19 protein-coding genes are annotated in these 19,754 nt (G+C 67.1%); 9 read left to right on the forward strand and 10 right to left on the reverse strand.

Annotated features, from left to right (window positions below; all coding sequences use genetic code 11):
- Window positions 1-10 precede the first annotated feature (10 nt).
- From AC5P5R_RS12200 to AC5P5R_RS12220, 5 genes are all read left to right on the forward strand, one after another.
- Window positions 11-571, forward strand: a complete 561-nt coding sequence (locus AC5P5R_RS12200; RefSeq protein WP_005411621.1) for a hypothetical protein — start codon at window positions 11-13, stop codon at window positions 569-571.
- Window positions 572-605: 34 nt separating this feature from the next.
- Entirely contained in the window at window positions 606-1,727 is a 1,122-nt protein-coding gene (locus tag AC5P5R_RS12205; RefSeq protein ID WP_100438184.1) for a hypothetical protein, read from the forward strand.
- Between the two features lie 37 nt (window positions 1,728-1,764).
- Complete coding sequence (locus AC5P5R_RS12210) at window positions 1,765-3,378, forward strand: hypothetical protein (RefSeq protein WP_099497359.1); 1,614 nt, start codon at window positions 1,765-1,767, stop codon at window positions 3,376-3,378.
- 54 nt (window positions 3,379-3,432) lie between these two features.
- Entirely contained in the window at window positions 3,433-4,329 is an 897-nt protein-coding gene (hemF, locus tag AC5P5R_RS12215; protein ID WP_099497360.1) for an oxygen-dependent coproporphyrinogen oxidase, read from the forward strand.
- A gap of 95 nt (window positions 4,330-4,424) precedes the next feature.
- Window positions 4,425-5,588 carry a hypothetical protein gene (locus AC5P5R_RS12220; protein WP_099497361.1) on the forward strand — a complete coding sequence of 388 codons (1,164 nt, stop codon included), beginning with the start codon at window positions 4,425-4,427 and terminating at the stop codon, window positions 5,586-5,588.
- Between the two features lie 42 nt (window positions 5,589-5,630).
- On the opposite strand, the gene AC5P5R_RS12225 is transcribed toward AC5P5R_RS12220, so the two are convergent.
- Entirely contained in the window at window positions 5,631-6,110 is a 480-nt protein-coding gene (locus tag AC5P5R_RS12225) for a DUF421 domain-containing protein (protein WP_024957711.1), read from the reverse strand.
- Window positions 6,111-6,450: 340 nt separating this feature from the next.
- Window positions 6,451-9,225 (reverse strand): DNA polymerase I, encoded by a 2,775-nt coding sequence (gene polA, locus AC5P5R_RS12230; RefSeq protein ID WP_099473876.1) that lies wholly within the window; start codon window positions 9,223-9,225, stop codon window positions 6,451-6,453.
- A gap of 98 nt (window positions 9,226-9,323) precedes the next feature.
- Here polA and AC5P5R_RS12235 point away from each other — a divergent pair, with 98 nt between their 5' ends.
- The gene (locus AC5P5R_RS12235) at window positions 9,324-9,608 is read left to right on the forward strand and encodes a DUF2782 domain-containing protein (protein WP_005411628.1); all 285 of its coding nucleotides are present in this window, start codon (window positions 9,324-9,326) and stop codon (window positions 9,606-9,608) included.
- A gap of 256 nt (window positions 9,609-9,864) precedes the next feature.
- Here the strand turns inward: AC5P5R_RS12235 and AC5P5R_RS12240 are convergent, their stop codons facing one another.
- A complete protein-coding gene (locus AC5P5R_RS12240; RefSeq protein WP_005411629.1) occupies window positions 9,865-10,311 on the reverse strand; it encodes a universal stress protein in 447 nt (148 codons plus the stop codon).
- A gap of 183 nt (window positions 10,312-10,494) precedes the next feature.
- Between AC5P5R_RS12240 and AC5P5R_RS12245 the strand changes: the two genes are divergently transcribed.
- Entirely contained in the window at window positions 10,495-10,641 is a 147-nt protein-coding gene (locus AC5P5R_RS12245) for a hypothetical protein (protein ID WP_005411630.1), read from the forward strand.
- A 48-nt stretch (window positions 10,642-10,689) separates the two neighbouring features.
- On the opposite strand, the gene AC5P5R_RS12250 is transcribed toward AC5P5R_RS12245, so the two are convergent.
- The gene (locus AC5P5R_RS12250) at window positions 10,690-11,244 is read right to left on the reverse strand and encodes a hypothetical protein (protein WP_049417909.1); all 555 of its coding nucleotides are present in this window, start codon (window positions 11,242-11,244) and stop codon (window positions 10,690-10,692) included.
- 143 nt (window positions 11,245-11,387) lie between these two features.
- Between AC5P5R_RS12250 and AC5P5R_RS12255 the strand changes: the two genes are divergently transcribed.
- The gene (locus AC5P5R_RS12255; protein WP_060380864.1) at window positions 11,388-12,014 is read left to right on the forward strand and encodes a YajG family lipoprotein; all 627 of its coding nucleotides are present in this window, start codon (window positions 11,388-11,390) and stop codon (window positions 12,012-12,014) included.
- A 24-nt stretch (window positions 12,015-12,038) separates the two neighbouring features.
- Here the strand turns inward: AC5P5R_RS12255 and AC5P5R_RS12260 are convergent, their stop codons facing one another.
- From AC5P5R_RS12260 to rpmB, 6 genes are all read right to left on the reverse strand, one after another.
- Entirely contained in the window at window positions 12,039-12,365 is a 327-nt protein-coding gene (locus tag AC5P5R_RS12260) for a low molecular weight protein tyrosine phosphatase family protein (RefSeq protein ID WP_099497362.1), read from the reverse strand.
- Between the two features lie 123 nt (window positions 12,366-12,488).
- The gene (gene uvrD / locus AC5P5R_RS12265) at window positions 12,489-14,681 is read right to left on the reverse strand and encodes a DNA helicase II (RefSeq protein WP_088429540.1); all 2,193 of its coding nucleotides are present in this window, start codon (window positions 14,679-14,681) and stop codon (window positions 12,489-12,491) included.
- Window positions 14,682-14,690: 9 nt separating this feature from the next.
- A complete protein-coding gene (locus AC5P5R_RS12270) occupies window positions 14,691-16,112 on the reverse strand; it encodes an FAD/NAD(P)-binding protein (protein ID WP_100438183.1) in 1,422 nt (473 codons plus the stop codon).
- A 45-nt stretch (window positions 16,113-16,157) separates the two neighbouring features.
- Window positions 16,158-17,576 carry a cardiolipin synthase gene (gene cls / locus AC5P5R_RS12275; RefSeq protein WP_100438182.1) on the reverse strand — a complete coding sequence of 473 codons (1,419 nt, stop codon included), beginning with the start codon at window positions 17,574-17,576 and terminating at the stop codon, window positions 16,158-16,160.
- A 261-nt stretch (window positions 17,577-17,837) separates the two neighbouring features.
- A complete protein-coding gene (gene rpmG, locus AC5P5R_RS12280) occupies window positions 17,838-18,005 on the reverse strand; it encodes a 50S ribosomal protein L33 (protein WP_169411268.1) in 168 nt (55 codons plus the stop codon).
- 10 nt (window positions 18,006-18,015) lie between these two features.
- Entirely contained in the window at window positions 18,016-18,252 is a 237-nt protein-coding gene (gene rpmB, locus AC5P5R_RS12285; RefSeq protein ID WP_005411638.1) for a 50S ribosomal protein L28, read from the reverse strand.
- Between the two features lie 278 nt (window positions 18,253-18,530).
- Between rpmB and AC5P5R_RS12290 the strand changes: the two genes are divergently transcribed.
- Window positions 18,531-19,745 carry a nucleotide disphospho-sugar-binding domain-containing protein gene (locus AC5P5R_RS12290; RefSeq protein ID WP_100438181.1) on the forward strand — a complete coding sequence of 405 codons (1,215 nt, stop codon included), beginning with the start codon at window positions 18,531-18,533 and terminating at the stop codon, window positions 19,743-19,745.
- Window positions 19,746-19,754: the final 9 nt, after the last annotated feature.

Genomic DNA, 19,754 nt, shown 5'->3' on the forward strand with positions numbered 1-19,754 from the left:
AGGACACCGGATGTCAATGTCGATCCCGCCGATTCCCTCGCTGGTCCAGCCGACCTATCACGCCTGGGTGCGCCCGATCGCACACGCTTCGTTCTGGCTGTCGCTGCTGCTCACGGTGTACTTCGTGATGCAGGGACTGCTGCTGTGGCCGCTGCACAACCTTCCGATCTGGCATCTGGTTGAGAGGGAAGTACAAGACCAGCACCTGCACAGCCTGACCTGGCTGTTGGCGCATCCGGTGGCCGCGTCGATGATTGCCGCGCTGCTGTGCCTGGCCTCGACGCTGGCCAGCTGGGGCCTGCTGCGCGAGCGCAGCTGGGGCCTGTGGAGCTTTGTGGTGATCCTGCTGCTGAGCGCATTGGCCAACTTTGCGATCGCCGGCTGGTTGGACGTGTTCATGCGTGACGTCATCCCGTTTCTCTCCGACGACGCCGTCCTGCAGCAGGAACTCCATCTGAAACGCTGGTTGATCACGCTGACCGTGGTGGCCATGTCATTGGTGCTCCTCGGCCTGCAGGGCTGGCTGGCCTGGCGCCTGTTGCGGCCGGACCTCCGCTCGCGCTTCCACTGAGCCCCCCCCTTTCCCGCACGACAAGGACCGTCGCTTGCGCTTACCGACCCTTCTCCCCGCATTGCTGCTGTTGACTGCGCTGCCTGCCAGCGCCGACGCGCTGCAATGTGGCGAATACCGCAGCGCCGATGGCGGCATGGCGCTGGTGTTCACCAGTCCCGGCAGCGGCTACCACCACGATGATGGCAGCGAGCCGCAGCCGCTGTGGGTTGATCGCGGTGCGGCACAGACGCGGTTGGTCATGCTCGACGATGGCGTGGCGCAGCTGATCCGGATCAGCGCCGATGGGCAGCGCATCGAGCACGACGGGGTGGTGCTCTACATCCTGCGCCAGCCCCGCGCCTGCGCCAGCGAGCCCAGCGCGATGGACGGCAGCTGCCGCGCCGCCGGCAGCCACTGCGTTGCACGGCTGCCCACGGCCTCACCCGGCCAGGCCCAGCGTGCGTGCAGCGAAGGCGTTGGCGCGGGCTGCTCGGCGCTGCTGCGCCAGCTTCGCGATGGAACAACTGTAGCCGGCAGCGATGACACCAGCCCCGCGCGCTTCGAACGCCCGCCCATCTGCCGCGAACACACGCCCGGCCATGACCCGCAGGCCTGCGAGACGCTGACCGGCGATGCGCTGGCCGCCGCCATGCAGAAGGTCGGTGAACGCCTGCAACAGGAAGACGAAGACATGCCGGATTCACCGCTTCCGGCCGCTGCACGCGATCGCCTGCAGCAGTTGTGCCTGCAGCAACGTGGTGGCCGCTTCTGCGTCGAAGTAGCCGCACAGCAGCTGATCGCGCTGGAGCCCGCATTGGCGGTGCAGGCGCTGCAGGTGGTCTGCGATGCCGGCCGCGCCAGCGCCTGCGAACGCATCGCACCGCTGCGCGGTCCCGGCGCTGACCTGCACCTCGTCCCGGCCCAGCAGGTGCCCTGCGGCCGCTACCAGGCCGATGGAGGCGTGATCGACAGGCTCGACTTCGGCGATGGCACCCGGGCCCGCCTGCAGAACGGCGCCATCCACATGCAGCAGAACGGCGAAACCCTTGTGCTGCGCCAGCTCGGCAACGGCGATCTGCTCGGCATGGATGCGCAGACCGCCTACCAGCGTTACCAGCCCGTGCCCGGCACGGCAGAATGTACGCCCCCGCGCGAGGGCCCTGGTTCGCCGTAGCGCCTGGAGTTTCCCGTTCGATCGTCAAGGAGACGACATGCATTCACCCGCACCGCGCCAGCGCTGGCTGGCCTGGGCGTTGCTGCTGGCCGCACCGATGGCCGCCGCACAGTCACCACAATGCGGCCTGTTCAAGGCCGACGAAGGCAGCAGCACGCTGCGCATCAGCTCACCCAACCGTGGCGAGCAGAAGCACTTCGGCAGTGCGCCGTCTCCGGTCGCGTTCCAGCAGATCGACGGGAAGCTGCAACTGGTGAACCTGGAGTACGGCCTGCCCAGCCCGCTGCAGGTAGGTGATCGTGGTCGCACGGTCGAGGTGGATGGCACGGTATACATCCTGCAGGCCCCCGCACAGTGCGCCGCCGCAGCCACACCGGCTGAAGGCAGCTGCCTGGCCAATGCCGTGGCCTGCCTGGACAACCGTCACGAAGCCACTCCGGCCGCGCTGGAAGCAGGGTGTCGGGAAGGCGTGCCCGGCATGTGCCTGCAACTGGCTGATCGCTGGCGTGATGAAGCCAAGCCTACGGTGAAGGCCGATCCTGTCCAGCAGAAGGCGGCCCTCGACGCCGCCCTGTCCGGTATCAAGCTCCCCGCTGCCTGTGACAACGGTGGCTTCGAACAGGAAACCCCGGCATGTGCCGCCGCGCTCGAGTCCGACCCCGCAGTGCAGGCGCAGCTGGTCAAGGCCGCGATGACGGCAGCCATGACCGAAGCCATGGTGACGATGACGGCGCCGACCGTGCCGGTGATCATTCCGGCTGAGCGGCGGCAACAGTTGTTGCGGCTGTGCCGCGAGGTAGCGCATGGCGGCTTCTGCGAGCGGGTGGCCGAACTGTCCTGGGACGCGGGAGATCCCCTGCTTGCGGTGCAGGCGCTGGCTGCGGCCTGCACACCGGGCAACGACACCGCCACCTGCGAGCGTCTGCCGGCGTTGCAGGCGCTGGGCGCATCATTGCGACCGCAACCGGCAACGGCCCTGCCCTGCGGCAACTACCGGGCCGATGGCGGTCTGATGGACACGCTGGACTTCGGTGACAACGGCCTGGTCGGCGTTGGCTGGAACAGTCATCTCCGCGCCCGCGTCGAAGAGGGCGACATCCGCATCCGCCACGACAGGGGCGGCGACTTCGTGCTGCGTCCGCTGCCTGGCGGCCAACTGCTGGGCCTGGATACCTGGACCCGCTTCCAGGTGTTCACCCCCACTGGCGATGGCCCGGGCCGCTGCAGTGCACCGAAGCAGTACACCGTGCTGCCGCTACCCCAGGATTGCCCGCAGGCGCTCGCTGCCGGCGGGGCGGAAGCCTGCTGCGCGCAGGGCAAGCTGCAGGGCTGCAACGTACTCGGCAACCGCCTTGCGCTGTCCGGGCACTGGCTGCAGGCCGCCGAGCACTACACCACGGTCTGCCGCGCCGGCGTCCGCGAGGGCTGCGAGAACCTGGTCACGGCCCAGGGCAACGATGCCGAGGTGGATGCACATGCACTGCTGGACCGGCTGTGCAAGGCCGACCGCAGTGGCCTGCACGTGGCCTGCGACGTGCTCGGCACCCAGAACTGGGAACTGATCGATCTGGGCCGCGCGCTGCAGAAGGCGGCCGATGACGCGGCATCAGACGACACCCCGCCGCCGCGCCATTCCAACCGCAAGCGCTGAGCCGGCCAGGGCCTGTCCGCAGCTTCGGGCGGGCCCTGCGGTAAAGTACGCGCCATGAACGAATTCGAGCGCGTGCGCGCCTACCTCACCGACCTGCAGGACCGCATCTGTGCGGCGATCGAGGCCGTCGATGGCCGGGCCCGCTTCCAGGAAGACCTGTGGCAGCGTGCCGAGGGCGGCGGTGGGCGCACCCGCGTGCTGCGCGACGGCGCGGTGTTCGAGCAGGCCGGTATCGGCTTTTCCGATGTGTCCGGCAGCCGCCTGCCGCCGTCGGCCTCGGCCAACCGCCCGGAACTGGCCGGCGCCTCCTGGCGCGCCACCGGCGTGTCGCTGGTGTTCCACCCGCTCAACCCCTACGTGCCGACCACCCATGCCAACGTGCGCTTCTTCCAGGCACAGCGCGACGGTGAAGTGGTGGCCAGCTGGTTCGGCGGCGGCTTCGACCTGACCCCGTTCTATCCGTTCGACGAGGACGTGCAGCACTGGCACCAGGTGGCACGCGATCTGTGTGCTCCGTTCGGCGACGAACGCTATGCTGCGCACAAGCGCTGGTGTGATGAGTACTTCTTCCTGCGCCACCGCAATGAAACGCGCGGCGTCGGCGGGCTGTTCTTCGACGACCTGCACGGCGACTTCGAGCGCGACTTCGCTTATCTGCGTGCGGTCGGCGATGGTTTCCTCGACGCCTACCTGCCGATCGTGCAGCAGCGCAAGGACACCGCGCATGGCGAGCGCGAGCGCGAATTCCAGCTGTACCGCCGCGGCCGCTACGTGGAGTTCAACCTGGTCTACGACCGCGGCACGCTGTTCGGCCTGCAGAGCGGCGGCCGCAGCGAGAGCATCCTGATGAGCCTGCCGCCACGGGTGCGCTGGGAGTACGGCTTCGCGCCGGAAGCGGGCAGCGCCGAGGCGCGCCTGGCCGACTATCTGGTGCCGCGCGACTGGCTGTGATCTTCCGGCGCCACGCCTGACCCGTGGCGCCCTCTCCTGCCTGTGGTGCGCCCCGCACCGGACAGGCCCTGCTCACTTCCTTCAAGGATGACCCCATGCCCGCTGCTGTTTCCCTCCGCCCCCGCGCTGCGGGCTGGCGCTCCCTGCTGTTGCTTGCATTGGCCTCGGCCAGCCTGCCGGCCGCCGCGCAGTCGATGGCCTGCGGCACCTACAAGGACAGCAACGGCAACACCACGCTGACCCTGGAGAGCGAAGGCCACGGCTTCCTGTCCGGCCCCTACCAGGCCACCGAGGAGCTGCGCATCGCCCGCCAGGAAGACGTGCTCGGTGCCGGCAACCTCTCCACGGGCCAGCTGGAAAACTGGTACTTCTCGGACAACGACCGCACGATCAGCACGCCCTATCGCGAGTTCACCCGTGAGCACGCCGCCGCCTGCAAGACGATGCCGCAGCCCGTCGAGGACGGTTGCGTGATGAACACCTCCGAGTGCCTGGAGGCGCTGCCAGAGGCCGCACCCGTGAAACTGCACGCCTGGTGCGCCGAGGGCGTGGGCGCAGCCTGCATGCGCCTGCTGGAGACCTACCAGCAGCAGGCCAAGGACGCAGCGCCCAGAAAGGAAGAACCGCCGATTCCCGAGATCTGCAGGGAGGAGCTGCCCTCGTTCGACGCCGAGGGTTGCATGACGGCAGCCAAGGAGATTGCCTCGGAAATGATGGGCAAGGCCCTGCTCGGCCTGCAGCATTCCGTGGATGCGCCTCTGCCACCTGCACAGCTTGATGAACTGATCGACCTTTGCCGCGTGCAACAGGGCGAAACGTTCTGCGCCGACACCGCCGAAACCTTGTGGAGCAGTGGCCGCCTGCAGCAGGCCCGCGATGCGCTGCAGCGGTCCTGTGCGCAGCGCGCGGATGCCCCGGCCTGCGGTCCGGCCAAGGACCTTGCCGTTCTCTCCAGCGCCCCCGCGGCAGCGCTCACGCCGGTGCCGGCCGCCGCACTGCCCTGTGGCAGCTTTGAAGCCGAGCGCAGCGTGCTGTCGCAGCTGCGTTTCCTCGAGGGTGGTGTGGTTGAGGCCGGTGGCCGCGAACAGCCACTGCGGGCAAGCCTGCGCGATGGCCGCATCCTCATCCACCGCGATATCGGCAGCGACTTCGTTCTGCAGCTGCTGCAGAACGGTAACCTGGTCGGTATCGACAGCGGCAATCGATTCGCCTATTACGAGCGCAAACCGGCGGCCGGCACTACCCGCTGCACACCGTGAATGATGCCCTGTAGCGCCGAGCCCATGCTCGGTGCTACACGATCAGGTGCCCTTCCGCGGAAGGATGGTGATGTGCCCGGTCGTCTCCAGCAGGGCGATCTGCACATCCTCGATCCGCAGGCCACCCTGCTGGCGCAACGCAGCATCGAAATCGGCCCGGCTGATCAGTTCGCGGCGGAGAACACCCTCCAAAAGCCGGCCATCGCGCGCGATTACGGTAGGTTCTCCTTCGATCATCCGCTCCATGCGTCGATTCCGGGTGGTCAGCCAGCCCACCCCATAGTTGAGCAGGATGAGGGTCGCGGCCAGCAGCAGGCCGCCGCCCAGCGAGGTATCGGTGCCCAGCAGCGCGTTCTGCACCGCATTGCCCAGCAGCACGATCAACAGCACGTCGAAGGGCGTGATCTGCCCTAGAGCCCGCTTGCCGCCAAGCCGGACCATGCCCAGCACCACGACATAGACCACCACCGCGCGCAGGATGAACTCCCACCAGGGCATTGCCAGTGCAAACAGATCGGGCATGGTCTTCCCCTGTGGAACGGTAGCCCAGCCTAGCACCAAGGATCTGACCCCATCCCTGGTGCTGCGGCGGCACAAATAAAAAGCCCCGCTGACCAGGGGGAGGTCAACGGGGCCGGGGAACGGGCACTTGGGGAGGAGTCCCCGTTCCGAGATCTGCTCCAGGGGATGGGAGAGATCCACAACAGGCGTTGCGCCTGTCGAGAGTTATAGAAGCACTCCGAACACTAACGGTTCGTGAAGGGGCCCAATTTAATGAACCTCGATCAGGACAACATTCATGATCGAGTCAGAAACCTCTGACGAATGAACGAATTCACGTCGTTTTCGGCCTGAAATGCCCTCAGTGCGCTTCGTCCCAGTTGTTGCCGATGCCGGTATCGACCACCAGCGGCACCCGCAGTTTGGCCGCTTGCGACATGCGCTCGACCACCTGCAAACGCAAGTCTTCAACGAAACTGCTTTCGGTTTCGAACACCAGTTCATCGTGCACCTGCAGGATCATCCGTGCCGGTGCGCCGCTGTCACGCAGCCACTGGTCCACGTCCACCATCGCGCGTTTGATGATGTCGGCGGCGGTGCCCTGCATCGGCGCGTTGATCGCCGCGCGTTCGGCACCGGCGCGCAGGCCCTGGTTACGTGCATGAATGTCGTTCAGGTACAGGCGACGACCAAACAGGGTTTCCACATAGCCCTGGTCGCGGGCCTGCTGGCGCATCCGCTCCATGAAATCGCGCACGCCCGGGTAGCGGCTGAAGTACAGCGCCACGTAGTCCTGCGCCTGGCCACGGTCGATGCCCAGGTTGCGGGCCAGGCCGAAGGCGCTCATGCCGTACATCAGCCCGAAGTTGATCGCCTTGGCGGCGCGGCGCTCGTTCGGGGTCACTTCCTCCAGCGTGCGCCCGAACACCTCGGCGGCGGTGGCACGGTGCACGTCGGCGCCCTGCTCGAAGGCACGCACCAGGCCCGGGTCCTCGGACAGGTGGGCCATGATCCGCAGTTCGATCTGCGAATAGTCGGCCGCCAGCAGCTGGAAGCCCTCCGGCGCCACGAACGCGCGGCGGATGCGGCGACCATCCTCGGTGCGGATCGGGATGTTCTGCAGGTTCGGGTCCGACGAGGACAGGCGGCCGGTGGCGGCACCGGACTGGTGGTAGCTGGTATGCACGCGGCCGGTGTCCGGGTTGACCATCTCCGGCAGCTTGTCGGTGTAGGTGCTGCGCAGCTTGGCCAGCCCGCGGTACTCCAAGATCACGCGCGGCAGCTCGTGCTGGTCGGCAATCGCCTCCAGCGCCTCTTCATTGGTGCTGGGCTGGCCCTTGGGAGTCTTCACCACCGCCGGCAGCTTCAACTCGTCGAACAGCACCGCCTGCAGCTGCTTGGGCGAATCCAGGTTGAAGCTGCGCCCGGCCAGTTCGGTGGCTTTCTGCTGCGCTGCCAGCATGCGCGAAGACAGGTCCTGGCTCTGCCGGCGCAGTTCGTCGGTGTCGACCCGCACGCCGTTGGCTTCGATGCTGGCCAGCACCGGCACCAGCGGCATCTCGATGCCGCGGTAAACGCTGTCCAGCGCCGGCTCGGCCAGCAGCTGCGGCTGCAGCGCGTGGTGCAGGCGCAGGGTGATGTCGGCGTCCTCGGCGGCGTAGCGGCTGGCCTCGTCGATGCCCACCTGCGAGAACGGAATCTGCTTGGCGCCCTTGCCGGCCACGTCCTCGAACTTGATGGTGCTGTAGCCCAGGTAGCGCAGCGCCAGCGAATCCATGTCGTGGCGGGTGGCGGTGGAATTGAGCACGAAGCTCTCGAGCATGGTGTCGTCGTGGTAACCCTGCACCTGCACGCCGTGGCGGCGCAGCACGTGCAGGTCGTACTTGCCGTGCTGGCCCAGCTTCTTCTTCGCCGGGTCCTGCAGCACCGGGCGCAGTGCGTCCAGCACCTGCTGCATCGGCAGCTGGGCCGGCGCACCCGGGTAATCGTGGCCGACCGGAATGTACGCCGCCCTGCCCGGCTCGACGGCCAGGCTGATGCCCACCAGGCGCGCACGCATCGCGTCCAGCGCATCGGTTTCGGTATCGAAGCTGATCAGGTCGGCCTGCTGCAGGCGTTCGACCCAGGCCTGCAGCTGCTCGGCGCTCAGCACGGTCTCGTATTCACCCGGCGCGGACAGTGCCGGATCCAGCGTGCCGGCGGCGGGCGCCTCGACGCTGCCACGCGCGAAGCCGGCCGCAGTGCCGCGCAGGCTCGGGGTCGCCTCGCTGGCGGCCACCGGTGCCGGCACCGGCGCACCCAGCTCCTTCAGCGCCTGGGTGAAGCCGTAGCGCGCATACAGCTCGGTCAGCTCCGGCACGTCCTGCTCGCGCAGGGCCAGCGTGGTCGGGCTGGCGTCCAGCGCCAGGTCGGTGCGGATGGTCACCAGCTCGCGGTTCAGCGGCAGACGCTCCAGCGCGGCGCGCAGGTTTTCGCCGATCTTGCCCTTCATGGTGGGCGCGGCCGCCATCACCCCATCCAGGTGCTGGTACTCGGCCAGCCACTTGGCAGCGGTCTTCGGCCCGCACTTCTCGACGCCCGGCACGTTGTCGACCGCGTCGCCCATCAGCGCCAGCAGGTCGATGATCTGGTCGGCGCGCACGCCGAATTTCTCCATCACCGCCGCATCCGAATCCATGCGGCTGCCGGTCATGGTGTTGACCAGCTCGATGCCCGGGCGCACCAGCTGGGCGAAGTCCTTGTCGCCGGTGGAAATGGTCACCTTCAGGTCCTGCGCCAGGCCCTGGAGGGCCAGCGTGCCGATCACATCGTCGGCTTCCACGCCGGGGACGCGCAGGATGCTGATGCCCAGCGCCTCGACGATGCGGCACATCGGCTCGACCTGGCTGCGCAGCTCATCGGGCATCGGCGGGCGGTTGGCCTTGTACTGGTCGTACAGGTCGTCACGGAAGGTCTTGCCGGGCGCATCGACCACGAACGCGACGTAGGCCGGGCGTTCCTTCAGCGTCGAACGCAGCATGTTGACCACGCCGAACAGTGCGCCAGTGGGTTCACCCTGTGCATTGGACAGGGGCGGCAGCGCGTGGAACGCGCGGTACAGGTAACTGGACCCGTCGATCAGGACTAATCTGCTCATGGGCCGATTCTACGCGCCCGTGCCTGCACCGCGACGACACGGCACGCACCTGGCGATGGGGCATAATCAGGGCTCTCTCCAGGCAAAGGCCCCCGCCGATGAAGACCCTGATGCTGGCTTCCCTGCTCCTGCTCGCTGGCTGCGCCAGCATGGGTGGCGCAGGTGCTCCCCCGGTGGACGTCAAGGGCGCCGATGTCTCCAAGCGCACCATGGACAACGGCGATGTCATCGAGGAATACCGTGTGTCCGGCCAGCTGCGCATGGTCAAGGTGACGCCATCGCGCGGTGCTCCGTTCTACATGTACGACAAGAACGGCGATGGCCGTTTCGACAACGACAAGGACGGTGTGTCGCCGGTGTACTGGAAGCTGTACAGCTGGTGATGTGACCGGGGTCGGATCCCTCTCCACAGGAAAGGGCTCTGACCCCTCAAGGCCATCGGCACGGCCCATCCACGCATGGCGTGGATCTACCGGGACAACGAACGTGGATCCACGCCATGCGTGGGTGACCGCCTATCAGTAGATCCACGCCATGCGTGGATCCGCCCCCCGATCCCCGACAAAAAACAACGCCGGCGCGCATCCTGCGGCCGGCGTCGGGTCCCCTCCCCGGGAACGCTTGAATCAGTGGTGTGGATCAGCGGATGACCAGCACCGGCAGCGTGCTGCGTGCCAGCACTTCGGCGGTCTGGCTGCCCAGCAGCACGCGGGTCACGCCACGGCGGCCGTGCGAGGTCATCACGATCAGATCGCTGTTGCGCTCGCCGGCGGTCTCGATGATGCCGTCAGCCGCGTAGCGGTCCAGCACGTGCACCGGATTGGCGGTGATGCCCTGCTCGGCCGCCTTGGCCAGCGCCGGCTGCAGCACCTTCTGCGCACCTTCCTCGCGGTCGGCCTTGTACTCCGGGCTGTTCATGTAGCCCACGCTCCAGCCCATGGCATCGTACATGCCGACGGCCCATGGCTCGGAAACAGTCACGATATCGACCTCGGCATTGAGGTCCTTGGCCAGCTCCAGGCCCTTGGCCAGGCCCTTATCGGCCAGCTCGGATCCGTCGGTGGCAATCAGGATGCGCTTGTACATGGTGGGGCTCCGTAGCGATCTGCCAGATGGGAACGACACCATTGCACACCGGATGTGCAGGCCGTGCCTTGAGCAGAATCAATCCGGCGCCGTGCAGGGGCGTGCGCACCGCCCGCTTGCACGCACCGGTCGGGCGGCGCATGCTCGGCGGGCGGCGCACTGCCGCGCTCAAGGATGACCGACATGCAGGACAACAAGCCGCCCGTTTGGAGTTCCCAGAAGTCCATCATGGTCGCCGCGATCATCGCCTTGGCGGTGCTGTTCGGCGGCTACCAGATCGGCAAGGACATGGCGCTGCGCGACAACGCCCGGCAGTCAGCCGGCCGATAACCTGCTGCCGTAGAGTCGAGCTTGCTCGACTCTACAGCGCCCCTACCTTCAGGCGATCTGCACCACGCGTGCGTTCTGGCACAGCGGATAGCTGCCCACGAATCCGGCAATCGCATCACGCATCGCTTCGAACGATTCGCCGTACATGTACAGCGCGGTTTCGGTCGGGCCCTGCCACCAGCTGCAGATCTCGCCCAGGCCGTCGATGTTCTCCGACAGCTGTTCGAACACGTGGTTGGAATCGCACTGCTCGTAGACTTCGTCCGGCAGGTTCAGGCCATCCAGGTAGATGCCCAGGCCTTCGGTCACGCCGAAGCTGCGGTCCGCTTCACCCGCGCCCTGCAGCTGCGAACCCTTCGGTGCACCCAGCTGTTCCAGCAGATCGATCAGCTTCGGCACGCCGGCCGCATCGACCAGGGCAACTTCGATATCACCGTATTCGACCTCGCCGAGATCGGACATCGCGGTGCCGCCGCCGGTCAGCTCGCCCACCTGGGCCGCCTGCAGCAGCGCGTCGAGCGGATCCTCGAACAGTTCGTGGCGATGCTCCGGCTGCAGCCGGGCGTTCAACTTCACGGTGACGTGCAGCGTGGGTTCGGTCATGGAGGCGTTCCTGGAAGATGTCGCCGCCTATTGTAGGACCGAGCCGTGCCCGGCTGCGTCTCCCTGACCAAAGCCACTCCCTCTGTCTGTCAGCCGAGCTGATAATGCGCGGCGCAAGGACACCATTCCAACAGGGGGAATACATGAAGTCGATCATTGCACCGGCACTGCTGTTGTTGCTCACCGGCTGCGGCATCCGCACCGAAGTGGTGCGCGTGAACGTGCCCGACATCCGGGTGAATCCGGAACAGGGTCCGGTGGTAGTGGTTGCGTCGGTGCGCGACAACCGCCCCCAGTACTTCCCACAGGTGCAATCGGCAGCACGCGCAAAGAACATCGGCGGTGTCATCCGTGCCGGCAATGGTGTACTGGTGGAACTGGAGACGTCCACGGCCTCGGACAAGGCCCGCGAGATCATGATCCAGGCCCTGCGCAACATGGGTTACCGGACTGCAGACAACTGCGAAGCGTCGTGCACGCGCCTGGAGGCTACGCTGACCGATCTTTCGGTAAGTTCTCCGGTGAATGTTTGGCGCGCAGCGACGTACACCCAGCAGATGCTTGCAGACATCGCGGTGCAGGTGACGGCGCGCAAGGACGGGCAGACGCGCACCTTCACGGCTTCCGGCCACGGAGCAAACATCTTCCAGGTGGCCTCGCGGGAGAACTGGGAGATCGCACTGGAGCGCGCGGTAAAGAGTTTCACCAGCAGCCTGCAGCAGTCGATGTCCGAACAGGATGCGGCGGCCGGTTCAAAGGCGCAGGACTGACGCTCGGCTCTTCAGAGCTGGCGGTCAGCGCAGGAACGGGGTCACCTTGCGCTTGAGCAGCTCCACCAGCACCGGGTCCATGTACTCGTAGTCGTCCGGAATATCCAGGCAGATCACCCGCTTGCCGTTCATCCATGTCTTGTAGCGGCTGGACAGGCGGTTGCGGTGCGCCTTCTCCATCACGAACACCAGGTCCGCCCACTGCAGCAGCTCCGGGCTGAGCACTTCATCCGCGTCGGCCAGCAACCCGGCCGATGCGGTTTCGATGCCCGGCCACTCGGCGAATAGCTGCTCGGCCGTCGGGCTGCGCAGGCGGTTCTGGCTGCAGAGGAAGAGCACGTTGCGGGTCATGAGCGCAGCCTAATCGGGGGTCGGACTCCTTTTCCAACGGAGAAGGCTCCGCCCCCAACCACGTGCATTCCGCGATGGGGTCAGAGCCCTCCCTGCGGGAGGGATCCGACCCCCCGACGGTGATCAGATCACCGTCAGGTTGGCATACGCCATCACCAGCCACTTGCTGCCGGCGTCGGCGAACTCGACCTGCACGCGGGCGTGGGCGCCGCTGCCTTCGTAGTCGGTCACCATGCCTTCTCCGAACTTGGGATGGGTGACCAGCGCGCCGAGCTTGACTGGCGGCGCCTCGATCGAGGCATGGCCCATCACCCGGCTGCTGCCCAGCGAGGCCGGCCGCGAGACCTGCACCTTCGGGCGCACTTCGTGCAGCAGCTCGCGCGGAATCTCGCGCAGGAAGCGCGACGGCAGGCTGTAGTTGTCCTGACCATGGATGCGGCGCGATTCGGCATAGCTCAGCACCAGCTTCTGGCGCGCGCGGGTGATGCCGACGTAGGCCAGGCGGCGCTCTTCTTCCAGCCGCCCGCTTTCCTCCAGCGAACGTGCACTCGGGAACAGGCCGTCTTCCATGCCTGCCAGGAACACCAGCGGAAATTCCAGGCCCTTGGCCGAATGCAGGGTCATCAGCTGCACGCCGTCCTCGCCGGCCTGCGCCTGGCCTTCACCGGCCTCCAGCGCGGCGTAGGCCAGGAACGCGACCAGCTCGTCCATGTCCTCGCCCACTTCCTCGATGTCGTCGGCGCGGCGCACGAAGCGCGAAGCGACCGAGACCAGTTCGTCGAGGTTGTCGGTGCGCGATTCCGAATCCAGCGAATTGCGGCTTTCTTTGCTCCAGTGCTCGCGCAGCTGCGAGCGGGCCAACACGTGGTCCACGCGCTCGGCCAGGGTCATGTGCACGGTCTGCGCCTGCAGCTCGTTGACCAGCCCCAGGAAGCCGGCCAGTGCATTGCGCGCGCGTGCGGCCAGCGCGTTGCCCTGGGTGACCAGCATCGTTGCTTCCCACAGCGAGATGCCCTGCGCGCGCGCCTCGCGGCGCACTTCGTCCAGCGTGCGGTCGCCGATGCCCCGGGTAGGCGTGTTGACCGCGCGCTCGAAGGCGGCGTCATCGTTGCGGTTGGACAGCAGGCGCAGGTAAGCCAGCGCGTCCTTGATTTCGGCACGTTCGAAGAAGCGCATGCCGCCGTACACGCGATAGGGCACCTGTTCGCTCAGCAGCGCCTCTTCAAGCGCGCGCGACTGTGCGTTGCTGCGGTAGAGCACGGCCACTTCGGTGTAGCTGCCACCATCGCGTACCCACTGGCGGGCACGCTCGACGATGTAGCGCGCCTCGTCCATCTCGTTGTACGCGGCATACAGGTCGATCGGCTCGCCGTCGCCGCTGTCGGTCCACAGCTGCTTGCCGATGCGATCCGGGTTGTGCGCGATCACCGCGTTGGCGGCGCCGAGGATGTTGGCGGTGGAGCGGTAGTTCTGTTCCAGGCGGATGGTCTGCGCACCTGGGAAATCACGCAGAAAGCCCTGCACGTTCTCGACCTTGGCGCCGCGCCAGCCGTAGATGGCCTGGTCATCGTCGCCGACCACGAACACGTGGCCGGAATCGCCGGCCAGCACGCGCACGAAGGCGTACTGGATGGCATTGGTATCCTGGAACTCGTCCACCAGGATCTCGCGGAAGCGGGCACGGTAGTGCGACAGCAGCGCCGGGTTGTCGCGCAGCAGTTCATGGGCGCGCAGCAGCAGCTCGGCGAAGTCGACCAGGCCGGCGCGGTCGCAGCGTGCCTGGTATTCGATATAGGCCTGGCGCATGGTTTCCAGCCACGCATCATGCGGCTCGGGCTGGATGTGCTGCGGGCGGCGACCCTCATCCTTCTGTTCGTTGATCCACCAGGCGATCTGCTTGGCCGGGTACTTGCCGTCGTCCAGTTCCAGCGCCTGCACCACGCGCTTGACCAGCCGCAGCTGATCATCTGAATCCATCACCTGGAAGCCTTCGGGCAGCTTGGCGTCCTGCCAATGCAGGCGCAGCAGGCGGTTGGCCAGGCCGTGGAAGGTGCCGATCCACATGCCGCGGCTGCCATTGGGCAGCTGCGCGTCGATGCGGTGGCGCATTTCACCGGCCGCCTTGTTGGTGAAGGTCACCGCGAAAATGCCGTGGGTCGGCACGCCTTCGACTTCATGCAGCCAGGCGATGCGGTGGGTGAGTACGCGGGTCTTGCCGGAACCGGCACCGGCCAGCACCAGGTGGTGGCCGGGGGGAGCGGAGACGGCTTCGCGCTGGGCCGGGTTCAGGCCATCAAGCAGGTGGGAGACATCCATGCCCCCATTTTACGGCATCGCCGTCGCGGCTCCTGCGACCACCTGGGTGGCCAGTGCTTGCGCCTGCTGACGCAGTTCAGGCACCGCCAGGCTTTCCCACAGGCTGCCGATGCGCAGGCTGCCGAGCACGCCCAGCCGTGCCTGCGGCTGGCCCCCGGCAGCACACAGGCGGTCGCCCGGCACCGTGCTGTCCAGGCCCAACCCATGCGGGCCGGGGCGGGCCAGCCCATCGGCCTGCAGCTGCTGCAGCAGCGGGTTACGCAGCGCACTGGCGCGGGTTTCCACGCCGGTAGCGTTGATCACGCCGCTGATCGTCCACTGCTGTTCATTGCCGGTGGCATCGTGACCCGACAGCCGCAGGGCATCGCCTTCGCGGCCGACGCGTTGCAAGCGGGACCGGTGAACACGCAGTTGGCCGCTTTCGATCAGCGCCTGCAGCTGTGCGTCGACCTCTTCGGCGATGCGGTGGCGATGCACGTCCCAGTAGCGCACCACATGGCGCAGGAAGCGGCGCTGGTCGGCCGCGTCGAGGCTGCACCACAGCGCCTGCCCGTGCGGACGGATGCGGTCCATCACGCCCTGCCACGGCAGGCCGTCGGCCTGTGCCTGGCGTGCGAACCCACGCAACGCGCGCAGGCGCTGGTGCAGGTTCATCGGCAGCAGCGTGGCCGGGTCGAACGTGGGCAGGCCACCATGCGCATGCGGCAACGGCAGCAGGCCGTGGCGCGAGATCACATGCAGCGGGCCGGTGTGGCCGGCGGCGACCAATGCCAACACGGTGTCGGCCATGCTCAGGCCGGACCCGACGATGGCCACGGCCTGCTCGCCGGCCAGGGTGCGTACGCCGTCGTAGTCCCAGGCCTCGATCACGTCATCGGCGGGCAGTGCCTGGGCACCGGCCACCGGCAGCGGCCGCATGCTGTTGCCGGTGGCCAGCACCGCCTGCGCGGCGTGCAGCGTGCTGCCATCGCCGAGTGTCAGCTGGTAGCCATGGTCATCCGGCTGCAGGCCCAGCACCGGCTGCGCGATCACCTGCAGCTGTGCCGGGCTGGTCGCAGCGGCCTCCTGCAAGCGCTGCTGCAGATAAGCCGCAAAGTAGTGGCGGCACACATAGCGCTCGCCCAGCACCTCGCGCGCCTCGCCCGGGTAGGCATTGGCGGCCATCAGGTAGTCGAGGAAATCGCCGGGCTGGTCGGCAAACGCACTCATCCTCGCCGCCGGCACGTTCAGCAGATGCTCCGGCCATGGCGTGGCATAGGCGATGCCCTGCGCCAGCTGCGAGGCGGGTTCGAAGATGGCCAGCGCCAGCGGCGCCTTGGCCTGGCGCAACACCTGGATCGCCACCAGCACCCCGGCCGCACCACCACCGATGATTGCCAGGTCCAGTTCGCCATTACGCGGTGAATCAGTCATGTGCCGATTGTAGGCCATCGGCGATGACAGGCCGGATTGCCGAAATGGGCGGCCGGCATTGCCTTACATCAACGCGTCGGCCAGACGTGCGATGCCCTCGCGGCTGCGCCGCCACGTGGGACGGCTGCGCCACTGCTGCAGGTCCAGCTGCCGCGACTCGCGCAGGTAGCCGTCCTCGATCGCGCACAGCTGCTGGACCAGCGCGCGGTCGTAGCAGATCAGGCCGATCTCGGCATTCAGCGCGAACGAGCGGATATCCATGTTGATGGAGCCGAGCACGGCGATGTCCTCATCCACGCTCATGTGCTTGGCGTGCAGGAACTGCGGCTCGTACAGCGCGATGCGCACGCCACAGCGCAGCAGTTCATCGTAGTAGGCCTCCTGCGCCCACGACGTCAGCCGCTGGTTGTTGCTGGCAGACAGGATCAGCTGCACCTGCACGCCGGACAATGCGGCGATACGCAGCGCACTCAGTGTGGCTTCGTCAGGCACGAAGTACGGGGTGACCATCACCAGCCGGCGTCGCGCCAGGTGGATCAGCGCGGCTACCGCGTCGCGCGCGTTGCTGTACGGGTAGGCCGGGCCGCTGGGCAGCAGCTGGGTGGCGATGTCGTCGCCGCATTCGGGCACATCGGTGATCACATCCAGGCGCTGGCCGGTCTCCATGTACCAGTCGCTGGCGAATACGGCTTCCAGATGCGCCACCGCCGGGCCGCGCACACGCGCCACCAGCTCGCGGTTCGGGTGGCCCGGCACGAACTGCGGGCCCGCCAGGTTCTGCGAACCGACATAGGCCACTTCGTTGTCGATCACCGCGATCTTGCGGTGGTTGCGCAGGTCCATGCGCCCGCTGCGGCGCCAGCGCAAACCACCGGGCAGCATCGCGCGCACTTCGATGTCGCGCGCCTGCAGGCGCTTGCGATAGGCGCGCAGGCCACGCTTGGCGCCCACCGCATCGAGCAGCACGCGGCACTGCACGCCACGCGCGGCGGCACGCTGCAAGGCCTCGACAATGGCCTCGCCGACCGCGTCATCGAACATCAGGTAGTACAGCAGGTGCACGCGGTCTTCGGCCTGGTCGATGTCGGCGATCAGCGTGTGCAGCGACTCGTCGTAGCCGGTCAGCAGATCGACGGCGTTGCCGTGCACCGGCATGAAATCGCCCTGGCGCTGCACCAGCGGCACGATCTCGGCGCTGGCGGTGTCGGGCTGTGGGGTCCAGCGCAGGCGATGCTGCAGCGCCTGCTCCTCACGGATCACCTGCGAGGCCTCGGCCTGGCGGCGGATGCGCTCGCGCGACAGCCACGGATGGCCGAACAGCAGGTACAGCGGCAGGCCCAGCAGCGGTACGAAGCCGACCAGCAGCAGCCAGCTGCGCGCCGCGCCGGGCGTGGTGCGGGTGGGAATCCAGCACAGCGCGACCAGCCGGATCAGCCAGTCGATCAGCAGCAGGTAGGAACCCAGCAACCACTCGAACAGCATCGTGTCGCCCGTCGGGAGGTGATGGGCCATTCTGCCCACCGGCCTTTGTAGAGTCGAGCCGCGCTCGACTGCGTTGAAGCAGCGTGCCAACCAAGGTTGGCACCTACCGGGGGCGGGGACCGCGTGTCGACCAAGGTCGACACCTACCGGGCACGGGGACAGCGTGCCGACCAACGGTCGGCACCCACCACCTGGATGCCAGACATGAAAAAACCCGCCACAAGGGCGGGTTTCTTCGCGGGGACCAGCAATCCTTGCGGATTACTTGATCTTGCCTTCCTTGTACAGGACGTGCTTGCGCACGACCGGATCGTACTTCAGGAATTCCATCTTCCCCGGGGTGTTCTTCTTGTTCTTGTCGGTCGTGTAGAAGTGGCCGGTACCGGCCGAGGAAATCATACGGACCTTATCGCGCTTGCCTGCCATGATGCTTTACTCCTCAGACCTTTTCGCCGCGCGCACGCAGCTCAGCCAGAACGGAATCAATGCCGTTCTTGTCGATGGTGCGCAGTGCATGCGCGGAAACACGAAGCTTGACCCAGCGGTTCTCGCTGGCCACCCAGAAACGGCGCTCGTGCAGATTCGGCAGGAAACGACGACGGGTCTTGTTGTTGGCGTGCGAGACGTTGTTACCCGTCTGCACTCGCTTGCCGGAAACCTGGCATACGCGGGACATTGCGCACCTCGATAGTAGTAGTTGTCAGCCCGTAGCCCGGGAGACGGCGGCCTCGATGGTTGCCCACCACACGTCAAGAGAATCAAAGGGTTACGCTGGCGTTGGGCGGCCGGGGACGTGCTCCCGGGGGCGCCGCCCGGTAGAAAACCGGACACAGCGAGCCGCGCATTATGCACGGGTTCAAGCACTTGCGCAAGTTACCCACAGGCTGCGGCTGAACCGGCAGGGCCGGGAGCCCGCCAACCGGCATACTGCTCCGGTTCACTGCGGAGCTTTCCATGCGGCTGCTGGCCCTGACCTACGGAACCGAAGGCGATACGCGTCCCCTGGCCATGCTCTGCCATGGGCTGATCGGCGCAGGCCACGAGGTGACACTGCTTGCCGATGGCGGCACCCTGGGCAGCGCGCAGGCACTGGATGTGCCCCATGCGGCCCTTGAAGGTGACATCCATGACGAAGTGGTCGCGCTGGTCTCGCGTGGCAACGGTGTTGCCGCCGCCAGTAGCGGGCTGGCGCGGATGGCGCTGCAGCATGTCAGCGGCTGGATGCGTCAGGCCGATGCCGCTGCCGAAGGCTGCGATGCGATTCTGACCGGTGGCCTGGCGGCCTTTGTCGGCATGAGCGTGGGCGAACGCCGCGGACTGCCGGTCATCGGCACCGGCATGATCCCGCTGACCCCGACGCGGGCCTTCCGCTCACCGTTCCTGCCACCGGGACGCTCGCCGGGCTGGTTGAACCGCGCCAGCTATGGGCTGGTCAACGGCCTGATCTGGCGCCAGTTCCGTCGGCCGATCAACGCAGCCCGCAAGCAGCTGGGGCAATCGCCGCGCCGCTCGCTGTGGCCCGGCCTGCCGATGCTCTATGGCATCTCGCCGCAGCTGCTGCCGCCACCGGCGGATTGGCCGGCCGACCACATCGTCTGTGGCCAATGGCGCCTTCCTGATGCGCCCTGGATACCCCCGGCCGATCTGCAGGCCTTCCTCGATGCCGGTCCGCCGCCGGTGTATCTGGGCTTCGGCAGCATGACCGGCTTTGATCGCGAGCGCGTGTTGCCGGCCCTGCTGCAGGCGCTGGCGCCACGCCGGGTGCTGCTGTTTCCTGGCTGGGTGGGACTGCCTGCGATGCGCTTGCCCGATTCGGTCTTCGTACTGGGGCCGACTCCACACGAAGCGCTGTTCCCGCGTTGCGCATTCGCCATCCACCACGGTGGCAGCGGCACCACGCATTCGGCCTGCCGCGCCGGTGTTCCTTCGCTGGTGATGCCGTTCGCCGCCGATCAGTTCTTCTGGGCTGATCGTCTGTATCGGTTGGGCGTGGCACCGGCACCGTTGTCACCGAAGCGGCTGGACGCAGCAACGCTGGCGGCAGCCATCACCTTCGTTGAAACCGACGCAACACGCGCACGCGCGGCGGCCCTGGGCGTGGCGATGCGCCATGAGGACGGGGTGGCCTGTGGCGTTGCAATGATCGAGCGATGGTTGCGGCCGGTGTGACAGCGGCCA

The organism is Stenotrophomonas sp. YJH_SMC_19, assembly GCF_059367915.1.